The sequence below is a fragment of the Brevundimonas sp. EU05-FHT14B11 genome (genome assembly GCF_058790835.1).
This window is the reverse complement of the sequence record NZ_JBYTCY010000002.1, coordinates 231,817-255,679: the sequence shown is the minus strand read 5'-3', so window position 1 is coordinate 255,679 and position 23,863 is coordinate 231,817. Positions and strand designations below refer to the sequence as shown.

The 23,863-nt window shown below is 69.7% G+C and carries 18 protein-coding genes; 8 read left to right on the top strand and 10 right to left on the bottom strand.

Annotated elements, in window-relative coordinates:
* Nucleotides 1-135: 135 nt before the first annotated feature.
* From AC3WRV_RS08635 to AC3WRV_RS08625, 3 genes are read right to left on the bottom strand one after another with little or no spacing between them, the layout of a single operon-like run.
* Nucleotides 136-2,586: a penicillin-binding protein 1A gene (locus AC3WRV_RS08635; protein ID WP_492312919.1), complete on the bottom strand. Its 2,451-nt coding sequence runs from the start codon at nt 2,584-2,586 to the stop codon at nt 136-138.
* A gap of 9 nt (nt 2,587-2,595) precedes the next feature.
* On the bottom strand, nt 2,596-3,330 hold the full coding sequence (locus tag AC3WRV_RS08630) for an exonuclease domain-containing protein (protein WP_492312918.1): 735 nt from the start codon (nt 3,328-3,330) through the stop codon (nt 2,596-2,598).
* Nucleotides 3,331-3,374: 44 nt separating this feature from the next.
* A complete protein-coding gene (locus tag AC3WRV_RS08625) occupies nt 3,375-4,538 on the bottom strand; it encodes an N-acetylmuramoyl-L-alanine amidase family protein (RefSeq protein WP_492312917.1) in 1,164 nt (387 codons plus the stop codon).
* A 522-nt stretch (nt 4,539-5,060) separates the two neighbouring features.
* Here AC3WRV_RS08625 and AC3WRV_RS08620 point away from each other — a divergent pair.
* The 3 genes from AC3WRV_RS08620 (at nt 5,061) to AC3WRV_RS08610 (ending at nt 10,024) form a co-directional block, all read left to right on the top strand.
* Complete coding sequence (locus AC3WRV_RS08620) at nt 5,061-7,739, top strand: Rne/Rng family ribonuclease (protein ID WP_492312916.1); 2,679 nt, start codon at nt 5,061-5,063, stop codon at nt 7,737-7,739.
* Nucleotides 7,740-7,803: 64 nt separating this feature from the next.
* Nucleotides 7,804-9,213, top strand: coding sequence for a M48 family metalloprotease (locus AC3WRV_RS08615; protein ID WP_492312915.1), 1,410 nt, complete (start codon nt 7,804-7,806; stop codon nt 9,211-9,213).
* A gap of 22 nt (nt 9,214-9,235) precedes the next feature.
* Nucleotides 9,236-10,024 (top strand): DsbA family protein, encoded by a 789-nt coding sequence (locus AC3WRV_RS08610; RefSeq protein WP_291836885.1) that lies wholly within the window; start codon nt 9,236-9,238, stop codon nt 10,022-10,024.
* Nucleotides 10,025-10,027: 3 nt separating this feature from the next.
* Here the strand turns inward: AC3WRV_RS08610 and AC3WRV_RS08605 are convergent, their stop codons facing one another.
* The 6 genes from AC3WRV_RS08605 to AC3WRV_RS08580 form a co-directional block, all read right to left on the bottom strand.
* On the bottom strand, nt 10,028-11,725 hold the full coding sequence (locus tag AC3WRV_RS08605) for a hypothetical protein (RefSeq protein WP_492312914.1): 1,698 nt from the start codon (nt 11,723-11,725) through the stop codon (nt 10,028-10,030).
* 67 nt (nt 11,726-11,792) lie between these two features.
* A complete protein-coding gene (locus AC3WRV_RS08600) occupies nt 11,793-12,071 on the bottom strand; it encodes a peptidase inhibitor I78 (protein WP_291836882.1) in 279 nt (92 codons plus the stop codon).
* The gene (locus AC3WRV_RS08595; protein WP_492312913.1) at nt 12,062-12,352 is read right to left on the bottom strand and encodes an I78 family peptidase inhibitor; all 291 of its coding nucleotides are present in this window, start codon (nt 12,350-12,352) and stop codon (nt 12,062-12,064) included. Before AC3WRV_RS08595 ends, AC3WRV_RS08600 begins: the two co-directional genes overlap by 10 nt.
* Before the next feature lie 26 nt (nt 12,353-12,378).
* A complete protein-coding gene (locus tag AC3WRV_RS08590; protein ID WP_492312912.1) occupies nt 12,379-12,738 on the bottom strand; it encodes a hypothetical protein in 360 nt (119 codons plus the stop codon).
* The gene (locus AC3WRV_RS08585) at nt 12,696-13,154 is read right to left on the bottom strand and encodes a DNA polymerase III subunit chi (RefSeq protein WP_291836876.1); all 459 of its coding nucleotides are present in this window, start codon (nt 13,152-13,154) and stop codon (nt 12,696-12,698) included. Before AC3WRV_RS08585 ends, AC3WRV_RS08590 begins: the two co-directional genes overlap by 43 nt.
* 121 nt (nt 13,155-13,275) lie before the next feature.
* Nucleotides 13,276-14,751 carry a leucyl aminopeptidase gene (locus AC3WRV_RS08580; protein WP_291836875.1) on the bottom strand — a complete coding sequence of 492 codons (1,476 nt, stop codon included), beginning with the start codon at nt 14,749-14,751 and terminating at the stop codon, nt 13,276-13,278.
* A gap of 178 nt (nt 14,752-14,929) precedes the next feature.
* Here AC3WRV_RS08580 and AC3WRV_RS08575 point away from each other — a divergent pair, with 178 nt between their 5' ends.
* The 5 genes from AC3WRV_RS08575 to pdxA all read left to right on the top strand — a co-directional run bounded on the left by AC3WRV_RS08575 (nt 14,930) and on the right by pdxA (nt 22,062).
* Nucleotides 14,930-16,018: an LptF/LptG family permease gene (locus tag AC3WRV_RS08575; RefSeq protein WP_492312911.1), complete on the top strand. Its 1,089-nt coding sequence runs from the start codon at nt 14,930-14,932 to the stop codon at nt 16,016-16,018.
* A complete protein-coding gene (gene lptG / locus AC3WRV_RS08570; protein WP_291836871.1) occupies nt 16,015-17,145 on the top strand; it encodes an LPS export ABC transporter permease LptG in 1,131 nt (376 codons plus the stop codon). Before AC3WRV_RS08575 ends, lptG begins: the two co-directional genes overlap by 4 nt.
* Nucleotides 17,146-17,191: 46 nt before the next feature.
* Nucleotides 17,192-19,636 (top strand): LPS-assembly protein LptD, encoded by a 2,445-nt coding sequence (locus AC3WRV_RS08565; protein WP_492312910.1) that lies wholly within the window; start codon nt 17,192-17,194, stop codon nt 19,634-19,636.
* 81 nt (nt 19,637-19,717) lie between these two features.
* The gene (locus AC3WRV_RS08560; RefSeq protein ID WP_291837329.1) at nt 19,718-21,061 is read left to right on the top strand and encodes a peptidylprolyl isomerase; all 1,344 of its coding nucleotides are present in this window, start codon (nt 19,718-19,720) and stop codon (nt 21,059-21,061) included.
* The gene (gene pdxA, locus AC3WRV_RS08555; RefSeq protein WP_291837327.1) at nt 21,058-22,062 is read left to right on the top strand and encodes a 4-hydroxythreonine-4-phosphate dehydrogenase PdxA; all 1,005 of its coding nucleotides are present in this window, start codon (nt 21,058-21,060) and stop codon (nt 22,060-22,062) included. Before AC3WRV_RS08560 ends, pdxA begins: the two co-directional genes overlap by 4 nt.
* 4 nt (nt 22,063-22,066) lie before the next feature.
* Here pdxA and AC3WRV_RS08550 read toward each other — a convergent pair whose 3' ends face one another.
* Complete coding sequence (locus tag AC3WRV_RS08550; protein ID WP_492312909.1) at nt 22,067-23,830, bottom strand: response regulator; 1,764 nt, start codon at nt 23,828-23,830, stop codon at nt 22,067-22,069.
* Nucleotides 23,831-23,863 lie beyond the last annotated feature (33 nt).

Sequence of the window (23,863 nt, the reverse complement as noted above, 5' to 3'; positions counted from 1 at the left end):
TGTGGAAGGGGTTAGTGGATAGTGATTAGTGGATCGCTCGCGGCGATAGCAGCGCTCACCAGGGAAGAACTGACGGCGGCCCCAGCCACCCACTAATCACTATCCACTAACCACTCGTCGTTCCGGCGCCACCGCTCAGTACAGCCCATCCAGATCCTGCGCCGGTTCCTTCTTGGGCGGCGGCGGAATGGTGGCCTGGGGCGTGGTGGGCGGCGGCAGGCCGGCGGCCTCCTCCTGCTCGCGGCGCAGCACCTCGTTGTAGTTCTGCGGGCCGAGCGGGATCTCCGGAGCGGGGGCCTGTTCCTCCTCGCGGCGGCGCTCGGTGCCGGGGCGGAAGGCTTCCTCGATGCCGTTCACGGTGCGGAAGATGGCGTTCTTGGGCCGCACGAAAGGCCGCGCCGGACGCTCGCGCAGGGCCACCTGCATGAAGTCGGTGAACACCGGCACAGGGCCGGTCGCGCCGGTCTCGCCCGAGCCCAGCGGCCGGTTGTCGTCGAAGCCGATGAAGACGCCGACCACGATGTCCGACGAGAAGCCGACGAACCAGGCCGAGCGGTACTCGTTGGTCGTGCCGGTCTTGCCGCCGACCCAGCGCCCCAGGCCGCGCGCGGCGGCGCCGGTGCCGCGCTGGACCACGCCTTCGAGCATGGAGCTCACCTGATAGGCGGTGATCGGGTCGATGACCTGCTCGCCCCGCGCTTCCAGCCGCGGCGATTCCTGCCCGCTGAACGCCCGTCCGCATTCGCGGCAGCGGCGGTCGTCGGCGCGGAAGATGGTCTCGCCGTCCCGGTTCTGGACCAGCTCGATCAGGTAGGGATTGACCCGGCGCCCGCCGTTGACGAAGGCGGCGTAGGCGGCGGTGAGGTTGTAGGGCGTGGTCTCCCCCGCCCCCAGCGACACCGACAGGTTCGGCTGCAGGTCGTCGGCCACGCCCATCTTCTCGGCCAGCGAGACGACGTTCTTCATGCCGATGTCCTGCGCCAGGCGCACGGTCATGACGTTGCGCGACAGCTCCAGGCCGCGGCGCAGGGTCTGCGGGCCATAGTACTCGCGGCTGTAGTTCTCGGGGCTCCAGCGGGTGCCGTTGGGGCCGCCGGCGAAGCTGATCGGCGCGTCCAGCACGATCGAGACCGGGGTGTAGTCCCCCTCCAGCGCCGTCGCATAGACGAAGGGCTTGAAGGCCGAACCCGGCTGACGCCGGGCCTGGGTCGCCCGGTTGAAGCTGGACAGGGCGTAGGAATAGCCGCCGACCATGGCCAGCACCCGGCCCGACTGCGGCTCGATGGCCACCAGGGCGCCGTTCACCCGCGGTACCTGCTTGAGCGCGTACTGCCCGCCTTCGCGCTCGACGAAGATCAGGTCGCCGCGCTTCAGGGGGCGGTTGGCGTTGGCCCAGGCGGCGTCGCCGGTCAGCAGATAGCCGACGCGGTCGTCCTTGGCGCTGCGGATGCGCACGCTGTTGCCGGCCACATTCTCGACCCCGGCGGCTTCCCAGCTGCGGCGCTCGGGCGGGCGGGTGCCGGCCAGGGCCGTGCGCTGCCAGCCCTCGGCGAAATCGGTCGTGCCCCAGGCGCCGCGCCAGCCGTGGCGACGGTCGTAGTTCTCGAGCCCCTTCATCAGGGCGTCGCGCGCCGCCGACTGCAGCTTGGGATCCAGGGTGGTGCGCAGGTAGTAGCCGCCGCGGTTGACCTCCTCGGCGCCGAAGCGGCGGATAGCCTGGCGGCGCGCCTCCTCGACGAAGAAGTCGGCGTCGGCGTACTGGGCCCGGCGCGGGGCGTCCTGGGCGACCAGCGGGCGGGCGCGGGCGGTCGCCACCTGTTCCGGCGTCAGGAAGCCGTTTTCGCCCATCTCGCCCAGCACCCAGTCCCGGCGGCCCTTGGCCGCGCCGGGGTGGCGCTTGGGATGGTAGTTGTTCGGCCCCTTGGGCAGGGAAGCCAGGAAGGCCGCCTCGTCCGGCGTCAGCTGGTCCAGCGACTTGCCGAAGTAGTTGTAGGCGGCCGCGGCCACGCCATAGGAGCGATAGCCGAGGAAGATCTCGTTCAGATACAACTCGAGGATCTGCTGCTTGGACAGGGTCGCTTCCAGCCGGTTGGCCAGGATGGCTTCCTTGACCTTGCGGTTGATGCTGCTCTCGTTGGTCAACAGGACGTTCTTGGCGACCTGCTGGGTGATGGTCGAGCCGCCCTCCAGACGCCGCCCGGTGGCGGCGTTGAAGACGTTCTTGAACATCGCCCGGCCCAGACCCGACACATCGATGCCGCCGTGTTCGAAGAAGCGGCTGTCCTCGGCGGACAGGAAGGCCTGGATCACCGGCAGCGGGATCTGCTCATAGGGCACATAGATGCGGCGCTCGTCCGAGAACTCGCCGATCAGGGTGCCGTCGCCGGCGTAGACCCGGGTCGCCGTGGCCGGGCGGTAGTCCGCCAGTTCGGACGCGTCGGGCAGGTCGTGGAACAGCCAGGCGGCGTAGACGGTGACGATCAGGCCCGCGAGCGTGATCGCGCCCAGCAGGGCCACGCCCGCCAGGACGAACCAGCGTTCGGCGATCTTGACGCCCGTGATGTTCGGAAAGCGCGCTTGCGGCATGAAACCGCTTTAGCCCGCGTCGGTCGCGTTCGCCAGAGCACCCGTCGCCGCCGTTGCACGACGCTCCAGTTCCTGTCGCGCGGCGGCCACGACATCGGCGTCCATGTCCGACTGCCCGGCCATCCAGCGCAGATAGTCGGCGGGGGCCTCGGTCCAGCGGCTCCCGCGATGTTTGCCGAACGGGATCTTGTCCAGACGGCGGGGTTCGCGCGTCCACTGGATCATCTGTTCGACCGTCGCCTCCTTCAGCAGATCGATCAGCAGATGCGCCGTGACCCAGGCGTCCGGCCCCGCCCGGTGGGCCGGATTGGCCAGCGCCGGGTCCAGCTTCAGCTGCCGCCAGTAGCGCAGCACCTGGTTGGAATGACCCGGCGCCTGCGGCCACACCGCCTTGGCCGAGCGCACTGTGCAGATCCACGGCAGGCCGCCGTGGGCCGTGTCGGCGATGAAGCCGCGTTCGAAATTGGCCGCATGGGCGACCATGACGTCCGCCGGCTCGGCGAACATCGCGCGCAGGGCGTACTCGTCACAGTGCGGGTCGGCCTCGTGGAAGTCGTCGGGGGTGATGTGGTGCACCGCCATGGCGTGCACCGAGATCTCGCCCCGCGGCCGGAACAGCTTCGTCACCGGCGGCAGGGCCTTCCACTCCGCCCCGTCCGGCACGACGTCGACGATGCCGACCTCGATGATTTCGGCGGTCCGGTCTCCGCCGGAGGTTTCCAGATCCACGACACGCAGGCGCATGAATTCCAGATAGTCGGTTCAGCGCCCGGGCGCGAGCCTGGCCGTCAGGGTCGCCCGGCCTCGCTGGCCGAGGCGACCTGCAGCGCGCCGGTCGGAGCGGCGAAATAGGCGTCGATGCCCGACGCCACGGCGCGCATCAGGCGGCGGCGCGCCCGGACGTCGGTCAGCAGCCGCTCATCCTCGGGATTGGTGATGTAGCCCATCTCGAGCAGGACGGCGGGCACGTCGGGGGCCAGCAGCACGGCCAGGCCGGCGTCGCGGTGGCTGCGGCGCAGCAGCGGACGGTCCGAACTCTCGATCTCGGTCAGCAGGGTGCGGGCCAGCACGGCCGAGCGGTTCTGGGTGGCGCGCTGGGTCATGTCCAGCAGGATGCGGTCCACCGAGGCGTCGCGGCCCGGCAGGTTCAGGCTGCGGTGCCAGTTCTCGTCGCGGGTGATCTCGCGCACGGCCCGGCCCGCGCCCTGTTCCGACAGGGTGTAGACGCTGGCGCCGCGCGTGGCCGGATCGGCCAGGGCGTCGGCGTGCAGGGAGATGAACAGGTCCGCCCCCGCCTGACGGGCGATGGCCACCCGGCGGTTCAGTCCCACATAGACATCGGTGTCCCGGGTCATGCGCACCCGATAGCGGCCCGAGCGCTCCAGCTCCTGCTTCAGGGCCAGGGCGGCGGCCAGGGTCACGTCGGCTTCCTCGGCATGCGCGCCGCGCGCGCCGGGGTCGCGGCCGCCGTGGCCGGCGTCGATGAAGATCAGGGGGCGTTCTGCCGGACGCGGCGCGGCGGGAGCTGCACGGCGCGGCGCGGTCGGGGCGCGGCCGGTGGCCTTCAGGTCGATGACATAGCGATAGTGCTGCACCCCGTCGCCGGGCGGCAGCAGGAAGCGGCGTTCGATCTCGGCGCTGACGGCCAGGTCCAGCTCGACGCGCGAGGAGGCGCCGGAGCCCGCCACGCGATAGCCGCGCACCAGGCCCACGCCGGTCCCGGACAGGCCGCGTTGCGGCGCCACGCCCGACAGGGCCACGATCACCCGCCCGTCGCCGCCCGGCCGGATCACTTCGCCGCGCGAGGTGCGGTCCAGATCCACGACCACGCGGGTGCGTTCGGCGTCGCCGCCGAAGCGGACGCGCATCACTTCACCCACGGCGCCCGACGCCAGGCCGCGCCCGGCGATCAGCACGGCGGCGCAGAAGACGACGAAGGCGAGCGCCGTCATGGCCCACTCGCGGACGCCCCACTGCGACAGCCTGATACGCGCGAAAGCGCCCATTGCGACGAATGACCCACCATTATGGTTGCCGTGACCATGCACGAACGTCGTCGCCAACGGGTTAAGGCGAAGTCCGCTTTTAATTCACATTTCCAGTGACTATGCTCTGTGCGCTGGCGAAATGATCGCGTCCCCCCGTTTGACGGAACCGGGATGCGCCCTCCTCACAGCGCTGCTTTCACTGAATCCGAGGGTCGCCCGGCCACAAGGCGCCGACGACCCGACGAACCGGATCCGCATCGCCGCCTTATAGACAGGCGCGGAAGGGTCCAGGACCGAACCGACCCATGGGCGCATACGCCAGCCTCAACCTCCGGTCAGCATCGACCGACTTCGCCCGCGGCGTCCGCCGTGGCGACGAGGCTGCGCCTGCCTGCGCCCCCCTCCCCCTACCCATTCGGCGAGCCGCCGCGTCCCTCAGCCACGCGCTGACCGGACCGGCCCGAGCGCGCCAGAGAGAGACTACTGATGTCAAAGACCATGTTGATCGACGCGGCGCACGCGGAAGAAACGCGCGTCGCGATCGTCGAGGGCCGCCAGGTCGAGGAATTCGACTTTGAATCCCGCTCGAAGCGTCAGCTTCGGGGCAACATCTATCTCGCCAAGGTCACCCGCGTAGAGCCAAGCCTGCAGGCGGCGTTCGTCGAATACGGCGGCAACCGCCACGGCTTCCTGGCCTTCAACGAGATCCACCCCGACTATTACCAGATCCCGGTCGCCGACCGTGAAGCCATCATGGCCGAGGCCCACTCGGACGATGACGACCACGACGACCTGGGCCGCGACAGCGACGACGGCGACCACGAAGGCGGTCTGGCCGACGAGGAGCGCCTGAAGCGCCGCCTGATGCGCCGCTACAAGATCCAGGACGTCATCAAGCGCCGCCAGATCCTGCTGGTGCAGGTCGTGAAAGACGAGCGCGGCGGCAAGGGCGCGGCCCTGACCACCTGGCTGTCGCTGGCCGGCCGCTACTGCGTGCTGATGCCCAACACCGGCAAGGGCGGCGGCATCAGCCGCAAGATCACCCAGGCGTCGGACCGCAAGCGCCTGAAGGCCGCCGCGGCCGCCCTGCACGTGCCGCAGGGCATGGGCCTGATCATCCGCACCGCCGGCGCCAAGCGCACCAAGGCCGAGATCAAGCGCGACTATGAGTACCTGCTGCGCCTGTGGGAGACGATCCGCGAGACCACCCTGGCCTCCAACGCCCCGGCCCTGATCTACGAGGAAGAGAACCTCGTCCGCCGCGCCGTGCGCGACATGTTCGACAAGGACTTCGACGGCATCCAGGTCGAGGGCGTGCAGGGCTTCAAGGAAGCGCGCGACTTCATGCGGGTGCTGATGCCCTCGCAGGCCAAGAAGGTGCACCTGTACCAGGGCTCGCGTCCGCTGTTCGCCTCGAACGGCATCGAGGAGATGCTGACCCAGATCCACCAGCCGACCGTGCCGCTGAAGTCGGGCGGCTATCTGGTGATCAACCAGACCGAGGCGCTGGTCGCCATCGACGTCAACTCCGGCCGCGCCACCAAGGAGCGCAACGTCGAGGCCACCGCCTTCAAGACGAACATGGAGGCCGCCGCCGAGGCCGCCCGCCAGCTACGCCTGCGCGACCTCGCCGGCCTGATCGTCATCGACTTCATCGATATGGAGGAGTCGAAGAACAACCGCGCCGTCGAGAAGGTGCTGAAGGACGCGCTGGCCAAGGACCGCGCCCGCATCCAGATGGGCCGCATCTCGGGCTTCGGCCTGATGGAGATCAGCCGCCAGCGTCGCCGCCTCGGCGTGATCGAGGGCGCGACCGAAGTCTGCCCGCACTGCCAGGGCGCCGGCCGCATCCGCTCGGCTGAGAGCGCCGCGCTGGTCACCCTGCGCGCCGTCGACATCGAGGCCGGCAAGAACGGCGCGGGTTCGGTGAACCTGCGCGTCTGCACCGCGGTCGCCCTCTACATCCTGAACCACAAGCGCGACTATCTGCAGAGCCTGCTGATCCAGCGCGGCCTGAACGTCGTGATCCTGATCGACGACACCCTGGGCCAGGGCGAAAGCACGATCGAGCGGACCGAGACCAACGAGGACTTCTCGCCGCCGGAAGGCGCCGAGCCCTTCATCGACCTGGACGACGATTTCGACGACAGCGCCTACGCCGATGAGGACGAGGACGACGACGAGATCATCGAGGACGATGACGACGCCGAAGACCTGGACCGCGAGGACAGCGACGACGACGAGCCGCGCGAGCGCGCCGAGCGCCACGACGGCGAGCGCGGCCGCGGCCGTGGCCGCCGCCGTCGCGGCGGTCGCCGTGACGAGGCCGACGCCCCCGCCGCCGCTGACGCCGAAGACGGCGCGCCGGTCGCCCTGGCCGATGACGAGGACGACGGCGAGGGCGGACGCCGCCGCCGCCGCGGCCGCCGCGGCGGTCGCCGGATGCGCGAGGAAGGCGGCGCCGCCGCCGAGCGCGACTCCTTCTTCTGGGTTCGCGGCCGCACGCCGTCGCTGGACGACCCCTATGTCTGGTTCGACCCCATCAACCCCGAGCGCGCGCCGCGCACCGAGGATTCGGGCGCTGAAACCGAGGCCTCCGACGTCGACGAAGTGGTCGGTGAACGTCCCGAGGGCGAAATCGGCGGCGAGCGCGGCGGACGTTCGCGTCGTCGTCGCGGCCGCGGCCGCGGCCGGGATCGCGGTTCGGAAGCCGGCCTGACCCACGAGGTGAAGGTCGAGACCCGCGCCACCAACGAAGGCATGCCCGCCGACGGTTCGCCCGACACCCCGTCGGCCGTGATCATCCCGGACGCCGAGATCGAGGCCGAGGTCGCGCCGGTCGCCATCCCGGAAGAGCCCAAGCGCCGTCGCGTGCGCCGCAAGGTCTCCGCCTCGGCCACCGAGCATTCGGACGTCGCGCCGGTCTCGGCCGTCGAGCCGAACGAGGCCGAGCCGGAAGGCGAACCCGCCGTTCTCGACATCGAGCCGGACGCGCCGATCGTCACCCCCGAGCCGGTCGCCGCGCCCGAGCCGGTTCCGGCCCCGGTCGTCGAACGCGTCGAACCGCCCAAGCCCGAAGTCGATGTGGCCGCCCTGATCGCGGAAGATCCCGCCCAGATCGCGGCTCCGCCCGAAAAGCCGAAGCGTGGATGGTGGCGCCGCTGAAAGGCCGCGATTAGATTGTGAGCATCACAACGGACGGGGGCGTCCGGGTCTTGAGGAGTTCGCCATGTCCTGGCTGTCCCGAAACGCCGCCCGCCTGATCGGCGCAGCGACCGCCGTCGGCCTCGTGCTGACGGCGGCCTCCCCCGCCGCCGCCCAGAGCGCCATTCGCGACACCGAGATCGAGGCGATCATCCACGACTGGTCCGCCCCCGTGTTCACGGCCATGGGGCTGGAGCCGGACGAGGTCGAGATCCTGCTGATCAACGAGAACGACCTGAACGCCTTCGCCACGCGCGGGCGGATCATCGGCGTCAACACCGGCCTGATCCTGCGCACCCGCAACGCCAATGAGCTGCTGGGCGTGATCGCCCACGAAGCCGGGCACGTGAAGAACCGCCACACCCTGCGGGACGGCGCCCAGAACGCGGGCATGCAGCCGATGCTGATGACCATGGCCCTGGGCGCCCTGGCCATCGCCGCGGGCGCGCCGGACGCGGGCGCGGTCCTGCTGGGCAACAGCCAGTATTTCGGCACCCTCAGCGCCCTGCGCTACATGACCCACCAGGAAGGCGAGGCCGACAACAGCGGGGCCCGCGCGCTGGAACGGGCCGGCGAATCGGGCCGGGGGCTGCTGACCTTCTTCGAGAATTTCCGCTCGCAGGAAGTCTTCTCCGATGCCCGCCGCTATCCCTATTTCCGCAGCCACCCGTTGTCGTCGGACCGGATCGAGAACCTGCGCCGCCTGGTCGCCGAACAGCCCCACTACAACCATCAGGACAGCCCCGAGCGCGTCGCCCAGCACGCCCTGATCCTGGCCAAGATCCACGCCTTCATGGATGCGCCCAACACGACCCTGCGCGCCTATCCCGAAACCGACGAAAGCCTGCCGGGTCGCTACGCCCGCGTCATCGCCTGGTATCGCGACGGTCAGACCGAGAAGGCGCTGACCGCGGTCGACGTCCTGCTGACCGAACAGCCCCAGAACCCCTATTTCTGGGAGCTGAAGGGCCAGATCCTGTTCGAGGAAGGCCGCCCGGCCGAGGCCATCGGCGCCCACCAGCGCGCGGTCGATCTGAAGCCCGACGCCCCCCTGCTCCGCATCAACCTGGCCCACGCCATGCTCGAGACCCGGGACCCGGCCCAGATCGAGCTCGCCGTCGACCAGCTGAAGCGCGCCACCGCGCTGGAGAGCGACAACTCCATGGGCTGGCGCCTGCTGTCCCAGGCCTACGCCAGCCAGGGCAAGGAGGGCGAGGCCCGCCTGGCATCGGCCGAGATGTATTTCGCCCTCGGCGCCAAGACGCAGGCGACCCAGTTCGCCCTGCGCGCGCGCGACATGCTAACGCCGGGCAGCAACGAATGGACCCGGGCGATGGACATCGTCTTCGCCTCGGGCGCCACCCAGGACGACGTCGATGACGTCGACCGCCGCAACAGCCGCAACCGCCCGGTCGTCGTTCCCGCCGCCGGCTGATTCTTTTCTCACGGAAGACCGCATGACCGATACGCCCGAGCCCCAGGCCGAAGTCCCCGCGCCGCGCCCGTTCCTGAGCGGCCTGAGCACCGGAAAGGCGGCCCTCGCGGTCTCGGTGGTGGCCCTGGCGCTGGCGGCCTTCCCCTATTTCGGCGGCGGGACCTCGGACGCCCGCATCCGCGCCTACCTGCTCAACAATCCCGAAGTGATGCAGGAGATGAGCACCGCCCTGCAGATCAAGTCCGATTCCCAACTGGCCGACAGCATCACGCGCCGCGCCGCCGCCAGCCCGTCCCTGCTGACCGTCGACGCCCGCGACCCCGCGTTCGGCCCGGTCGACGCCAAGGTGACGGTGATCGAATTCTTCGACTTCCGCTGCCCTGGCTGCAAACAGACCGCGCCCGAGGTCCTGCGCATGATGCAGGCCCATCCGGACGTGCGCTTCGTGTTCAAGGACTGGCCGATCCTGGATCGCGGCGATCCCGCCGGTCCGTCCCACTACGCCGCGCGCGCCGCCCAGGCCGCCCATGACCAGGGCAAATACCTGCCGGTGTTCCGCGCCCTGATGTCCGAAGGCGACCTGACGCCCGAGTCGGTGGACGCCATCATGGTCGCCAACGGCGTCACCCTTGAAGCCGCCCACGCCGCCATCGGCAGCCCCGAGATGACCCGGCACCTGACCGACACCCACACGGCCGCCTCGGCCCTGGGCCTTCAGGGCACGCCGACCTTCATCATCAACGGGCGCGCCGTGGCCAGCATCCAGCCCGCCGCGCTGGAAGCGGCGATCCGGGAAGCCAAGAGCCGCTAGACCTCAGGCCAGCTTCAGGTCCATGGCGCCGCCGATCCATTCGACCTGCGCGCGGCGGAGGGCTTCGGCCGCCGCCGCCGTGTCGCCCAGCGCCGCCTCGGCCCGCGACAGCACGAAGTAGCTGTAGGGGTCGTTCGGCCAGTCCTCGAGCAGCTCCAGCACCTTGGCCTTGGCTCCGGCGGCGTCGCCGCCGGCCAGCAGGGCGGCGGCCAGGCTGCGGCGGGTCGGATACCAGATGGCGGGCGGATCGCCGCCCTCGTCGCCCTGCGCCTGGATCTCGGCCGCGCGGGTGAAGGCCGCCACGGCGGCGTCCGCATTGCCCTCAAGCATGGCGGCCCGGCCTTCCAGCACCCTCTGGGACAGTTCGGTGAAGTCGTTGCGCCGCTTGGCCATCGGCCCGGCCTTGAAGCTGTCGGCCTCGCGGATCGCCTTGATCGCCTCGGCCTCGGCGCGAACGGCCGCGGCGTCGCCGGCCCGCGCCGCCGCCTCGCCCCGGGCGTAGCGCCAGCTGACGCGCAGCATCGGACGGTCGGCGCCGGGCTCTTTCAGCGCCGTCACCTGCTCCGGCGTCCCGAAGCGGCCGTAGATGGCGTAGGCGTTGTTGGCCACGATCTGGCGCCAGACGTTGGTCGCCTCGATGTCCGGACAGGTAGCCAGGAACCAGTCGGCCAGCAGCAGCCCCTGCTCGCCCCCGCCCGCCATCAGGGCGCCGCCCATGCCGAAATGGATGTTGTGCCCGTGCAGCGGCATGCCCGGCACGCCGCCGGGCGGCCGCGCCAGCCCGTCGTAGCGCCGATCCAGCGCCACGGCGTTGACGTTGGACATCATGGCGTCGCGGTAGCGTCCCACCCGGTAGAAGGTGTGCGACGGCATATGCACCAGATGGCTGGCGCCCGGCGCCAGGGCGGCCAGCCGTTCGCCATACGGGATCGCCTTGTGCGGATCGTCTGACCATTCGGTCAGGTGGATGTAGAGGTGGATGGCGCCGGGATCGTCGGGCGCGAAGGCCAGCGTCTGCTCCAGAATGCCGAGGGCGCGGGTGATGGCCGGATCCGCGGCCTTGCCGTCCTCGTCCCACCAGCGGTCGGCCTTCAACATCCAGGCGTCGGCGGTGATGGCCGCAACGGTGACGTCCTGCGGATTGCGGCGGGCGATGCGGTCCATCGCCTGGGCGAAGCGGCGCTCGCGGGTGGCCTTGGCGCCGGAATAGCGCTGCACCAGGGCGTCGATCATCTGGCGCTGCATCGGCGTGGCGCGGCGGGCCATGCGGCGGGCGTCGCGCGCCGCCTTCAGCGCCGCCGCCTGGCTCTCGTCGTCATTGCCGCCGCCGTTCAGGTTCGGCCCCAGGGCCCAGGCCTCGCCCCAGGCGCACATGGCGCAGCTGGGATCCAGCAGCCGCGCCTTCCTGAAGGCTCGCGCCGATTCCTTGTGCTCGAACGCCCAGCGCAGACGAACGCCGTGGTTGAACCAGGCCTGGGCCTCGGGATTGACCGTCTCGATGGCGAAGCCGCCGGTCCCGAAGCCGTCGACCATGACCATGTCGGCCACCGGCGTGCCGGACAGGGCCGAGGTCGCCGGTCCGCAGACCTGCGGCCGCTCGATGGCGTCGCGCACCGCCCTGTCCGCGGTCGCATCGGCCACGGCCGCCGGGCCGAACATCATCGCGCCCAGCGTCGCGCCCGCCAGCAGAATGCGTTTCATGGTCGTCTCCCCGTTCCACGCATCCTGACCGGTCGAACCGGCTTCGCCAAGCCGGGCGGGGGAGCGCCTATCCGCAGTCGACGCTCTTGATGATCCCCGTCGCCTCGTCGAAGCGGATGTTCAGCCGGTCGGGCCGGTGGTCGAAGGTCACGGCGCAGGTGGTGCAGACGATGCGCACATTGGCCCCGGCCGCATAGTCCACCGCGCCGACATGCTTGCCGATCAGCGAGCGGGCGTTGGCGGCGTCGCAGCGCTGCGGGGCGCCGGGCCCGGTGGGCGGCGTGACCGGAGCGCACGCTCCGGCCAGCACCGTTACGGCGGCGACCGCCGCCGCCGTCAGCCGCATTTGACCTCGCGGATCACGCCGCTGGCCTGATCGAACGTGATGTTCAGGCGGCGGGGATTGTAGTCCATGGTCATCGGACAGGTGGTGCAGGTCACGCGCCAGGTCTCGCCCGCCGGAGCCGCCGGCAGCTGCGACCGGTTGGTCCCCACCAGCCGCTGGTACTGGTCGGCCTTGCAGGCGCGCAGACCGTCCATCGGCGGGGTCGCGGGATCGCTCCCGCTGGTCGGCGCGCAGGCGGACAGCAGTCCGGCGGCGGCCAGGCTCAGCATCAGGATTTTCATCGGCGTCTCTCCCTTGGAAATTCGGTTCAGCCGCAACGGACCTGTTCGACGATCTGGGTCCGCTCGTTGAAGAAGATGTTCAGGCGGTAAGGCGAAAAGTCCTCGGTCACCGGACAGGTGGTGCAGGTCACGCGCCGGTTCACCACGTCGACCGGGACGGGAATGTCCGTCTTCGGCTTGCCCACGAGGTACTGCAGATCGCCGGCGCGGCACAGGTCGGCCGTGGGGTTCTGCGGATTGCGGCTGCCGACCGGCTGGTTCAGTTGCGCGGCTTCGACCGCACGCGCCGCCGGAACGTCGCCGGCCGGCGTCGACGAACAGGCCGCCAGCAGGGAGACAGCGATCAGGCCGCCTTTTCCCAGCGTCCCTCGGGCGACTGTTTCCAATAGGCCAGGTTGGCCCCGGCGTCCTTCAACGCCTTCCATCGCCCCCGCGCGCCGGTCAGCGACGCCTCGTCGCGTCCGTCGAAGATGATGAAGCATCGTTCCAGGCCCTTCGTATCGCCAAGCTCTGCGTCGTCCAGGATGAACAGCGCCTGAGCGGCGTTCGGGTTCTCAAGCGATTCGGTCAGGAGCACCGGCTGACGGTCCGCGTTCGGCTCCGACGCCCGACCGTGGGCCAGGAAGCTGTCGTCCCGGTAGGTCCACAGGTGATCGTCGATATCGTCCAGCAGGCCCGGGCTGGAGGCGCGCACGACGGCCTTCCAGCCCCGCTCGCGCGTCTTCTCCAGCAGCCCGGGCAGCACCTGCCCCAGGCTCGACCGCTCGAGGTGGTAGAACCAGATTTCGGGACCTGTGGTCATGTCGGCCAGAATGACGAAACCCCGCCCGCTTATCCAGTGACAGCGGACGGGGTCGTCGAGTTTGAAGAGAATATGAGCCGAGCGCCCCCTCCCCGTCGCCGGGGCAGGGTCACGGCGAGGTTCAGGACTCGTACGAGTCCTTCACCATCCGGTCGAGGGTGCGCACGCCCCAGCCGACGGCGCCGTCCGGCACGGTCGGGTTGCGGCTGTCCTTGACCCAGGCGGTCGGCGCGATGTCGATGTGCGCCCACGGCGTACCGTTGGTGAAGCGCTGCAGGAACAGGGCTGCGGTGATCGAGCCGCCGGCGCGGCCGTTGCCGGTGTTCTTCACATCGGCGATCGGGGTGTCGATGTGACGCTCGTAGAAGGCCGGGATCGGCATCCGCCAGGCGTTCTCGCCGACCTTGGGACCGGCGGCCAGGAAGTTGTTCGCCAGCTCGTCCGAGTTGGAGAAGACGCCAGCGTATTCCAGGCCCAGAGCCACGATCATGGCGCCCGTGAGGGTGGCCAGATCCAGCATGAATTTCGGCTTGAAGCGCTCCTGGGTGTACCAGAGGCAGTCCGCCAGAACGAGGCGGCCCTCGGCGTCGGTGTTGAGCACCTCGACCGTCTGGCCCGACAGCGACACGACCACGTCGCCCGGACGCTGGGCGTTGCCGTCCGGCATGTTCTCGACCAGGCCGATGACGCCGATGGCGTTGACCTTGGCCTTGCGGCCCGCCAGCGCGTGCATGAGCCCGACCACGGCGGCCGAGCCGCCCATGTCCCACTTCATGTCTTCCATGCCGTCGGCCGGCTTGAGGGAGATGCCGCCGGTGTCGAAGCAGACGCCCTTGCCCACGAAGGCGATCGGCTGTTCGCCCTTGGCGCCGCCGTTCCACTTCATGATGACGACCTGGCTGTCGCGCACGCTGCCCTGGCCGACGGCCAGCAGGGTGCGGAAGCCCAGCTTCTCAAGCTCCTTCTCGCCCAGAACCTCGACCTCCAGGCCCAGCTTCTCCAGCGCCTTGACGCGCTTGGCGTACTCTTCCGGGTACAGGACGTTGGCCGGTTCGGCGACCAGGTCGCGCGCGAACTCGACCGCCCCGGCCACGGCCGAATAGGTTTCATAGGCGGCCTGGGCGGCCTTCACGTCGGCGGCGACGACCTTGATCGTCTCGATCGACGGGGTCTTCTCCGGCTTCAGCGTGGTGCGGTATTTCAGGAAGCGGTAGGCGGCCAGACGGGCGGCGAAGGCCGCGCGGGCGGCCTGGTCGGCCGACAGGTAGCTGACGTCGATGGTGATCGAGGCCGCGCCCGACAGCTTCACCGCGTGATAAGCGGCGCCGGCGGCGGCTTCCAGCGCCAGGTCGTCGAACTTGGCGGGATCGCCCGCGCCCGTCAGGACGATGGTCCCGGCGCTCACGCCCGCGGGGGCGGCGACGATCAGGGTGCTGTTCGATCCGCCGGTGAAGCGGCTAGCCGTCATGGCCTTCGTCAGGGCGCCGGAGGTGGCGTTATCCACAGCTTGGCCATTGCCGGCGAAGGCGCGCCCATCGTGGACGAGAACGGCCAAAACCTCGGCGGCGTCGGCCGAGGCGACGAATTCGATCTTCATTTACTGCTCCCGCCGGGATGTACGCCCCGGTCTTGTGCGAGTGGGATTGTTCGCGCGGTTTCACCGGTGCAAACGGGTGTGTATTAGATGCTCTCCCTCGCCTCCGGCTGCAACGGGCGATTTCCGTTCCCTTATGACGTTGATCCAAGGCTACCTTTTCCGGCAGATCGGCCGCCCCGTGTTGGCTGCGTGCGCCGCGCTGGCCGGAATCGGCATTCTTAGCCAGAGCCTCGACCAGCTGGAGTTCATCGTCGAACGCGGCCAGAGCGTCTGGGTGATGGTCAAGCTGACCCTGCTGGCGCTGCCGCAGCTGCTGGCCGTCATCATTCCCATCGGCCTATTCGTCGGCGCCCTGACGGCCCTGACCCGCCTGCAGCGCGAGCAGGAGCTGACCGCGGTCTTCGCCTCGGGCGTGACGCGCTGGCAGGCGATCCGGCCCGCCGTGCGGCTGGCGGTCATCGCCGCCGTACTGACCCTGTTCATCACCACGGTGGCCCAGCCTTGGGCCCAGCGGCAGGCACGCAACGAGACCTTCGCCGTCCGCACCGACCTGGCCGCCCTGCTGGTCGAGGAGGGCCGCTTCGTCCAAGGACCCAAGGGCCTGACCGTCTATGTGCAGCAGATTGAGCAGAACGGCCTGCTCAAGAACCTGTTCGTCTATGTTCAGGACGGCGACAAGACGACGACCTGGGACGCCGCCGAGGCCCGTTTCAGCCGTATCGACGGCCAGCCCTACCTGACCCTTCTGAACGGATCCTGGCAGCGGTTCTCGTCCCGCGGGGTGCTGGAGTATCTGTCGTTCGGCCGTCAGGACCTGCCGCTCGCGCAATATATCGATGTGAACGAGACCGTCCGGTACAAGCCGTCCGACCTCTATCTGCCCCAGCTGTTCAATCCGTCTCCGCGCGATCTCGAACGCGTCGGATCCGCGGGCCAACTGGCCGCTGAGGGCCATTCGCGCCTGTCCGCCCCCCTGTATGCGCTGGCCGCCATGGCCATGGCCCTGGCCGCGCTGATGGGCGGTTCGTTCAGCCGCACCGGCTACGGCCTGCGCATCGCCAAGGCCGCCGCGGCCTTCCTGATCGTCCGCATCATCGGCTATGGCGTCGTCGCCGCCAGCGCCTGGAACGGCTGGCTCAACATCCTGCAGTATATTCTGCCCATCCTCGCCACGGCCATCGCCCTTCGCGTCCTGTTCCGGGCGCTCAAGCCGCGCCGCCGGCGCCGCTGGCCGGTGCTGGACCGGCTGAAGGCGAGGTTCGCATGACCAGCCGCACCTCCCTGCGCGCCCCCTGGCTGCGCCTCGGCCGCATCGAACGCTACATCCTGGTCCAGCAGGCCCGCGCCCTGGCCATCGCGCTGGGGGTCATCGCGGCCCTGATCATGCTGATCGACTTCGTCGAGATTTCGCGCGGCGTCGGGTCCGATGTGGACCTGTCGGGCCTGCGCATCCTCGGGCTGATGCTGCTGAAGTCGCCGCAGGTGATCATCCAGCTGCTGCCGTTCGTCTTCCTGTTCGGCACCCTGGCGGCCTTCGTCGGCCTGAACCGGCGCAGCGAGCTGATCGCGATGCGGGCGGCCGGGGTCTCCGCCTGGCGCTTCGTCCTGCCCGCGGCCGGCGCGGCCTTCCTGTTTGGCGTCCTGACGGTGACGGCGCTGGGACCCGCGGCGTCGGCCGCCGACGGCCTGTTCCAGCGCGAGCGCAGCCGCCTGTCCGGGTCCGTCGCCGGATCGAGCGCGCCCGAAGCCGTCTGGATCCGCGAAGGCGACGACAGCCGCCAGATGGTCATCCGCGCCGACCGGCAGGACCGCGCGGGCGGCCGCCTGCTGGGCGTGACCTTCTTCATCTACACCAACGACGGGGAGGGCCTGCGCAGCTTCTCCGAGCGAATCGACGCCGCTTCGGCCTCGCTCAGCGCCGGGCGCTGGCGCCTGATCGACGCGGTCGGGGCCCAGATCGGCCAGCGCGCCGTGCGCTACGCCACCCTCGACCTGCCCTCCAGCCTGGCCGACGAAGAGGCGTTCGAGCGCTTCGCCCGCCCGCAATCGACGCCCTTCTGGTCCCTTCCGGCCCAGATCGCCCGGGTCAAGAACGCAGGTTTCTCGGCCACCGCCTACGACCTGCGCCTGCAGCAGCTTCTGGCGACGCCGCTGATGTTCGCGGCCATGTCGATTCTCGCCGCCGCCTTCTCGCTGAGGCTGATGCGGCTGGGCGATCTGGCCCGCATGAGCGCCGCCGCCGTCGTGCTGGGATTCGGCTTCTTCTTCGTCAACCAGGCCGCCTCCGCCTTCGGTTCGGCCGAGGTCATCCCGCCGTGGCTCGCCGCCTGGCTGCCGCCGTTGTTGACGGCGCTCGCCGCGTTCACCTTGCTGTTCTATACCGAGGACGGCTAAGCGATCCGTCGCCCCCCTGCCCGGCCTTTTCTTGAAGTGAGCTTGCATGCAGCGTGACCGCCGCTGGCCCCGTACCGCAGTCCTGCGCCGCCGGCTCCTCGCCGGGGCGGGCGCGGTGGCGCTGGCCGCCTCGGGCGGCGCGGCCTTCGCCCAGCAGGCCCCTGCTCCGCAGCCGACCCAGCAGCCCGGCCCCGACGGCCTGATCCCTGACGCCATCTATATCGAATCCGATTCGACCACGCGGACCGGCGACGTCATCACCGCCACCGGCAGCCCGGAGCGGGTGCTGGCCCGGTTCCGCAACACCACCGTGCGGGCCGGCGAGATCAGCTACGACCTGAAACTCGGCGTCGGCAGCGCGCGCGACCGGGTCGAATTCACCGACCCCGACGGCAACATCGTCTACGCCAGCCAGCTTCAGATGGATTCGGACCTGCGTGCGGGCGTCGCCGTCGATTTCGCCACCCGCTTCCGCAACGGGGCCAGCCTGATGGCGGCCACGGCGGTGCGCCGCAGCCAGAACGTCAACGAGCTCAACTACGCCATCTTCACCCCCTGCCCGATCTGCGACGCCGAGGGGAACACCAAACAGCCCAGCATCTCGATCCAGGCCGAGAAGGTCGTCCAGGACGAAGCCCTGCGCGCCATCCTGTACCGCAACGCCGTGTTCCGGATCGGCGGGGTGCCGGTCTTCTACCTGCCCGTCTTCTCGCACCCCGACCCGACGGTCGACCGCGCCTCGGGCTTCCTGGTCCCGATCCCCAGCTATGACGAAGGCCGGGGCGTCAGCGTCGAGGTTCCCTATCTGCAGGTCATATCGCCGTCCGAAGACTGGTTGATCAGCCCGCAGTTCAACACCGACGTCGCACCGTTCGTGAACCTGCAATGGCGCCGCCGTTTCGCTGACGGCACGCTGGTCCTGCGCGGCGGCTACACCTACGAGCGCAATTTCGGCAATTTCGACCTCGACGGCGACGGGACCGTCGAGAACGACGTGCGCTTCGGCGACCTGACCAGCCGCAGCTACTTCCTGGGCTACGGCGCCTTCGACCCGGCGGGTCCTTGGCGGTGGGGCTTCACGGCCGAGCGCACCTCGGACAAGACCTTGTTCGACCGCTACGACGTCCGCTCGCCCTATCAGGACAACGGTCTCTACTACGGCGACGAACGCCGCCTGATCTCGCAGATCTACGCCGAGCATCAGACCGAGCGGTCCTACCTGTCCATCGCCGCCTTCTCGATCCAGAGCCTGCGGGTGAAGGAATTCAGCCTCATCACGCCGGCGCTGAACGTGTTCGAGAGCGACGGCGACCTGCCTTATGTGGCGCCGCTGATCGAAGCCCGGTGGGAGCCTGACGGTCCGGTGCTGGGCGGACGCCTGCGCCTGCGCGGTTCGGCCGTGTCCCTGTCGCGCGACGACTATATCGGCAGCCCGGTCCTGCGCCCCGGCGTCATCCCGGCCGGCCCAACCCTCGGCTATCCCGGCGTCGACAGCCGCCGGATCTCCGGCCAGGCCGAATGGCGCCGGGTCCTGATCTCGCCGATCGGCCTGCGCTGGGAGCCCTTCGTCGACGTGCGCGCCGATGTCTATTCGGTCAGCGACCTGCCGCCGGTGCTGGGCATCGAGGGCGACACCATCAGCCGGACGCGCGCCACCGTGGGGCTGGACGTCTCCTATCCGCTGATCCGCCGCCTGGGGCCGGGCGCCGACCTGATCATCGAGCCGATGGCCCAGCTGTCGATGTCGACCGATCCCGACCTCGACGTCCGCATTCCCAACGAGGACAGCGCGACCGTGGAGCTGGATGAAAGCTCGCTGTTCCGGATCGACCGCTTCCCCGGCTACGACCTGGTGGAGGGCGGCCTGCGCCTGACCACCGGCGCCAAGGCCACCGTGCGCTGGGGCGACAGCCGCCAGGCCAGCCTGTTCGTCGGCCGCAGCTTCCGGGACGGCGAACAGACGGAATTCCTGGTCCCGGTGCCGGACGCGCCGACCCGCCTCTATGACCCCACCGGTCTGTCGGCCGATACCTCGGACTGGGTCGTGCAGGGCAGCTTCTCGCCGTCGGACCGCATTCGCGGCTGGGGCCACGCCACCGTCGATTCCTCAGGCGACATCCGCCGCGCCGAACTGGCCGTCGACGGCCGCTGGGGCCTGCGCAACCAGGGGACGATGAGCTACGTCGTCGATCGCTCCAACCCGCTCGCGGGACCCGAGAACCGGAACTACGAATTCGTTCAGGTCGCGGGGCAGCAGTTCGTCTACGGCAACTGGGGGGTGGCCGCCGCTGGCGTCGCCGATCTGGAGCGCAACATCATCACACGGTCCGAAGTCGGCCTGCTGTTCGACGACGATTGCTTCCGTTTCGAGATCGGGTGGCGCCGCGACAACACGAGCGTACGGCCGAGCGGACCGTCCGAGGGCATCTATATCCGCCTAAACCTCGCCACTTTCGGCGGTACAGGTTATGGACAGGGCGACGGGCGCTGACCGACGCGCGACTCGGGCTGCGCGAAGCGTGCAATTCCCGCGGTCGAACCGGACGGCGCCGCTTGAGGAACCAGGACTGACATGCGTTTGCAGCGTTATTTGACGGGCGTGGCTTTGGCCGCCCTGCTGGCCGGTTCGGCCGTGGCCCAGACCGCTCCGGGACAGGCCCCCGCCGCCGCGGGCACGCTGAATCCAGCGGCCGAGCAGGCTCCGCCGGCCGCTCCGGCCGCCGCGCCGCAGTTCCAGCTCGCCGACGGCATTCTGGTCACGGTCAACGACAGCGTCATCACCGGCTTCGATCTGCGCCAGCGCATGCTGCTGCTGATCGCCATGACCCAGGTGCAGCCGACCGCCGAAAACCTTCCGGCGATCCAGCAGCAGGCCATGAGCGTCCTGATCGACGAACGCCTGCAGAATCAGGAACTGGCCAAGTACGAGGACCTGAAGGTCCCCGACGCGGACGTGGACTCCGAGATCGCGGACATGGCGCGGGAAGTCGGCACCACGCCCGAAAACTACCTCCAGTATCTGGCCCAGGGCGGCATCCGCACCTCGACCTTCCGTGACCAGCTCCGCACCCAGATCGGGTGGTCCCGGCTGGTCGGCGGTCGTTTCCAGAGCCGCGCCCGCGCCAGCCGCGCCGCCATCGACGCGGCCCTGCGTCAGGTCAACGAGGCCGCGGCCAAGAAGCAGTATCTGATCGGTGAGATCTACATCGAGGCCAGCCGCGTCGGCGGTCAGCAGGCCGCGCTCAACGGCGCCAACCAGCTGGTGGCCCAGATGGTCCAGGGCGCGCCCTTCCAGAACGTCGCCCAGCAGTTCTCGGCCGCCCCGTCGGCCACCCGCGGCGGCGACGCCGGCTGGGTCGTCGAGGGCACTGTCCAGCCCGCCCTGCAGCAGGCGCTCGACCAGCTGGACGCCGGACAGCTGTCGCGTCCCATCCCGGTCGAGGGCGGCGTCTACATCATCTACATGCGTGACAAGCGCGACGGCGCCTCGACCAGCCTGGTCGCCATGAAGCAGATCATGATCGAACTGCCGGAAACGGCGTCGGAGGCCGACGTGGCCGCCGCGACGCAACGGCTGGAGGCCATCCGCGGCCAGCTGACCTGCGACAACATCCAGGCCCGGGCGAGCTCGGAACAGGGTCTGCTGGGCTCCGATCTGGGCGAATCCGATGTCCAGAACCTGGCGCCGCAGTTCCAGCAGGTCGCCCGCTCGGCCGAAATCGGCACGATCAGCTCGCCGGTGCGCACCCCGCTGGGCGTTCACCTGCTGGCCGTCTGCGGCCGTCGCGTGGGCGGCAGCGAGGCGCCCGACGCCCGGACGGTCGAGAACCAGATCTTCCGCCAGAACATCGCCACCCTGGGCCGACGCTACATGCGCGACCTGCGCAACGACGCCCTGATCGAGTACAAGCAGTGACCGCGGCGCCCGCGCCGCTGGCTCTCTCGATGGGAGAACCGGCGGGCGTGGGGCCCGAGATCATCGCGCGCGCCTGGGCCGCCCTGCGCGAGACGGGGCCGGTCTTCGCCGTCATCGGCGACGCCGCCCTGCTGCGGGCGCAGGGGCAGCCGGTCCAGTCGATTCCACACCTCAGCGAGGCCGCCGCCGTCTTCGCTCGCGCCGTCCCGGTGCTGGACCAGCCCCTGCCCGCTCCGGTCAGCCCCGGCCGGCCCGAGCCCGCCAACGCCGGTCCCGTCGCCGACTGGATCGAGCAGGCGGTCAACCTGGCCCTGTCCGGCGAAGCCTCGGGCGTGGTCACCGCCCCCATCGCCAAGGCGCCGCTGTACGCCGCCGGCTTCCGCTTCCCCGGCCACACCGAGTTCATCGCCGAGTTGACCGCCGACGCGCCCTACGCCGGCACGCGCGGCCCGGTCATGATGCTGACGGCGGCCGACCTTCGCGTCTGCCTGGTGACGATCCACGTGCCCCTGGCCGAGGCGCCCGAGCTGGTCACCGCCGAACGCATCCTGCGCACCGCGCGGGTGGTCCACGAGTCGATGAAGCGCGACTTCGGCATCGCCCGCCCGCGCCTGGCCGTCGCCGCCCTGAACCCGCACGCGGGCGAAGGCGGCGCCCTGGGGCTGCAGGAGATCGAGGTCATCGCCCCGGCGATCCAGATCCTGCGGGCCGAGGGGATGGACGTGGCCGGCCCCCTGCCCGCCGACACCATGTTCCATGACGAGGCCCGCGCCGCCTATGACGCAGCCATCTGCATGTATCACGACCAGGCCCTGATCCCGGTGAAGACGCTGGACTTCTGGGGCGGGGTGAATGCGACGCTGGGCCTGCCCGTGGTCCGCACCTCTCCCGATCACGGCACCGGTTTCGAGATCGCCGGCAAGGGCGTCGCCCGCGCCGACAGCCTGATCGCCGCCATCCGCCTCGCCGGAATGATGGCGGCGGCGCGCGCGGCGGGCTGAAGGGCTAGTTCGCCTCCGGCTCGATCGCGTCGCGGATTTTTTTCGCGCGTTCGGCCAGCGGCCGGAAGGTCACGGCCATGGCGGCCAACCCGGCCAGCGGCCCCGCCAGCGCCGCAACCATCGTCACAAGGGCGAGAACGATCGAGCCGGACACCACACGCTCCACCCCGGCGCCGACTCCCCGAGGAATGGCCGCACGCGCTTCCCGCGCGGAATCCGCCGCCAGGCTGCCGACCTCCCGGCTGATCGATTTGAGCGCGGCCGCGCAGAAGTTTCGAACCGTCAGCAGCTGCAGGCCGATCGAAACCGTGGACCTCTTCTCTTGCGCCCGTCGCCACGACGGCTCGAGGGTCAGCGGCGCGTCGAAGGCCGCAGCATCGCTCTCCGCCGTCATCTCCGTGAGCGCCTCGATCACCTCGGCGCTCACGACCGGCGACTGACCGGCCGCATCAGCGATCGCCGCCAACTCTTCTCTCACCCCGGCGACGCTGGACAGCTCAAGCGACAACCTCGCGTCCTCGATCGCCCGCAGGTCCGGGTATAGAACGATCAGGTCCGAGGCGCTGGCCGACACGTCTTCGACCAGGGCCTTGACCGTCCAGTCCCGCTCCGAGATCGGGTCTCCATAGGCCTCGACATCCGCCTGGAGGCTTCGGTAGCGCATCAACAGGCGTCCGCTGCGGACCTTCCCCGCCGGCGCCGATATGACCTCCTTGAACGCCTCCATAGAGCGTTCGAGACGAGGGTCCGCGTGGTTGCCCACCAGCCCCTCCAGGGCGGTCTGAACCTTGCCCCGCAGTTCATCGAGCACTTCTTCGGTGACTTCGGGTCGAGACGGGTCCGCCAGCGTCGGCGCACTCCGGATCTGACTCCCGTCCCAAGAGAAGCGATGCGGCGCCGGTCGTTGCGCGAGCTCTTCCGGATCGCCGGAGGGGGTCAGCGCCGGCGCGGCGCCGAACGGCGCGAGCAACCCGTCCATGGTCCGTTTGCGTTCAATCAGGCGGGCTGCCCGGATCCCAGCTTCCTCCGGATCGATCGGGCGGGCGATCAGATCGTCCGCCCCCAAATCCAAAGCCTTGATCAGGCGCGACCGGTCCGCCGGATCCACCGCCATGAGGACCGGCGTCCGCGCGGTCCTTTCCCCCGACTTCAGTTGGGACAGCGCCCTGAGGCCGTCGAACGCCCCGGACGACCCATTGACGATGAACAGGTCCGCGCGGGCGTCGCCGCCCACCCGCCCCGCCTCGGGAACCACCACGACATTCCGGTCGCCGAGAAGGCTTCGCCAACTCTCCACCTGCCGCTCGTCATCATCGATAATGACCACCTGCCCGGGTCGCGGACCGCCTGCGGCCTGGACCGTCGCGGGCCGGCCGATGCGAAGAGTGTCCATCAAGGACTTCCCCCGCAGACGGCTCTTGATCTTCGCGAACATGATCACGTCGTCTATCGGCTTGGTGATGAAGTCGTCGGCGCCCGCCTGCAGGCCCTGAATGCGATCCTCCCGCCCATCCAGGGCGGAAATCAGGATCACGGGAATATCCCGGGTTCGGGGATCCGCCTTCAATCGACGGCAGGTCTCGAAACCATCGATGCCGGGCATCATCACATCGAGGAATATGAGATCGGTCTTGCCGGATTGCGCGACCTCAATGCCGGAGAGGCCGTCCTGAGCGCCCACGACCTCGTAGTACTCGAGCGTCAGCTTCGCCTCGAGCAGACGAACGTTAGCCTCGATATCGTCAACGACCAGGATTCGGCTCGTCATAACTCCCCCGCTCCCGATGCATAACCTCCGCGC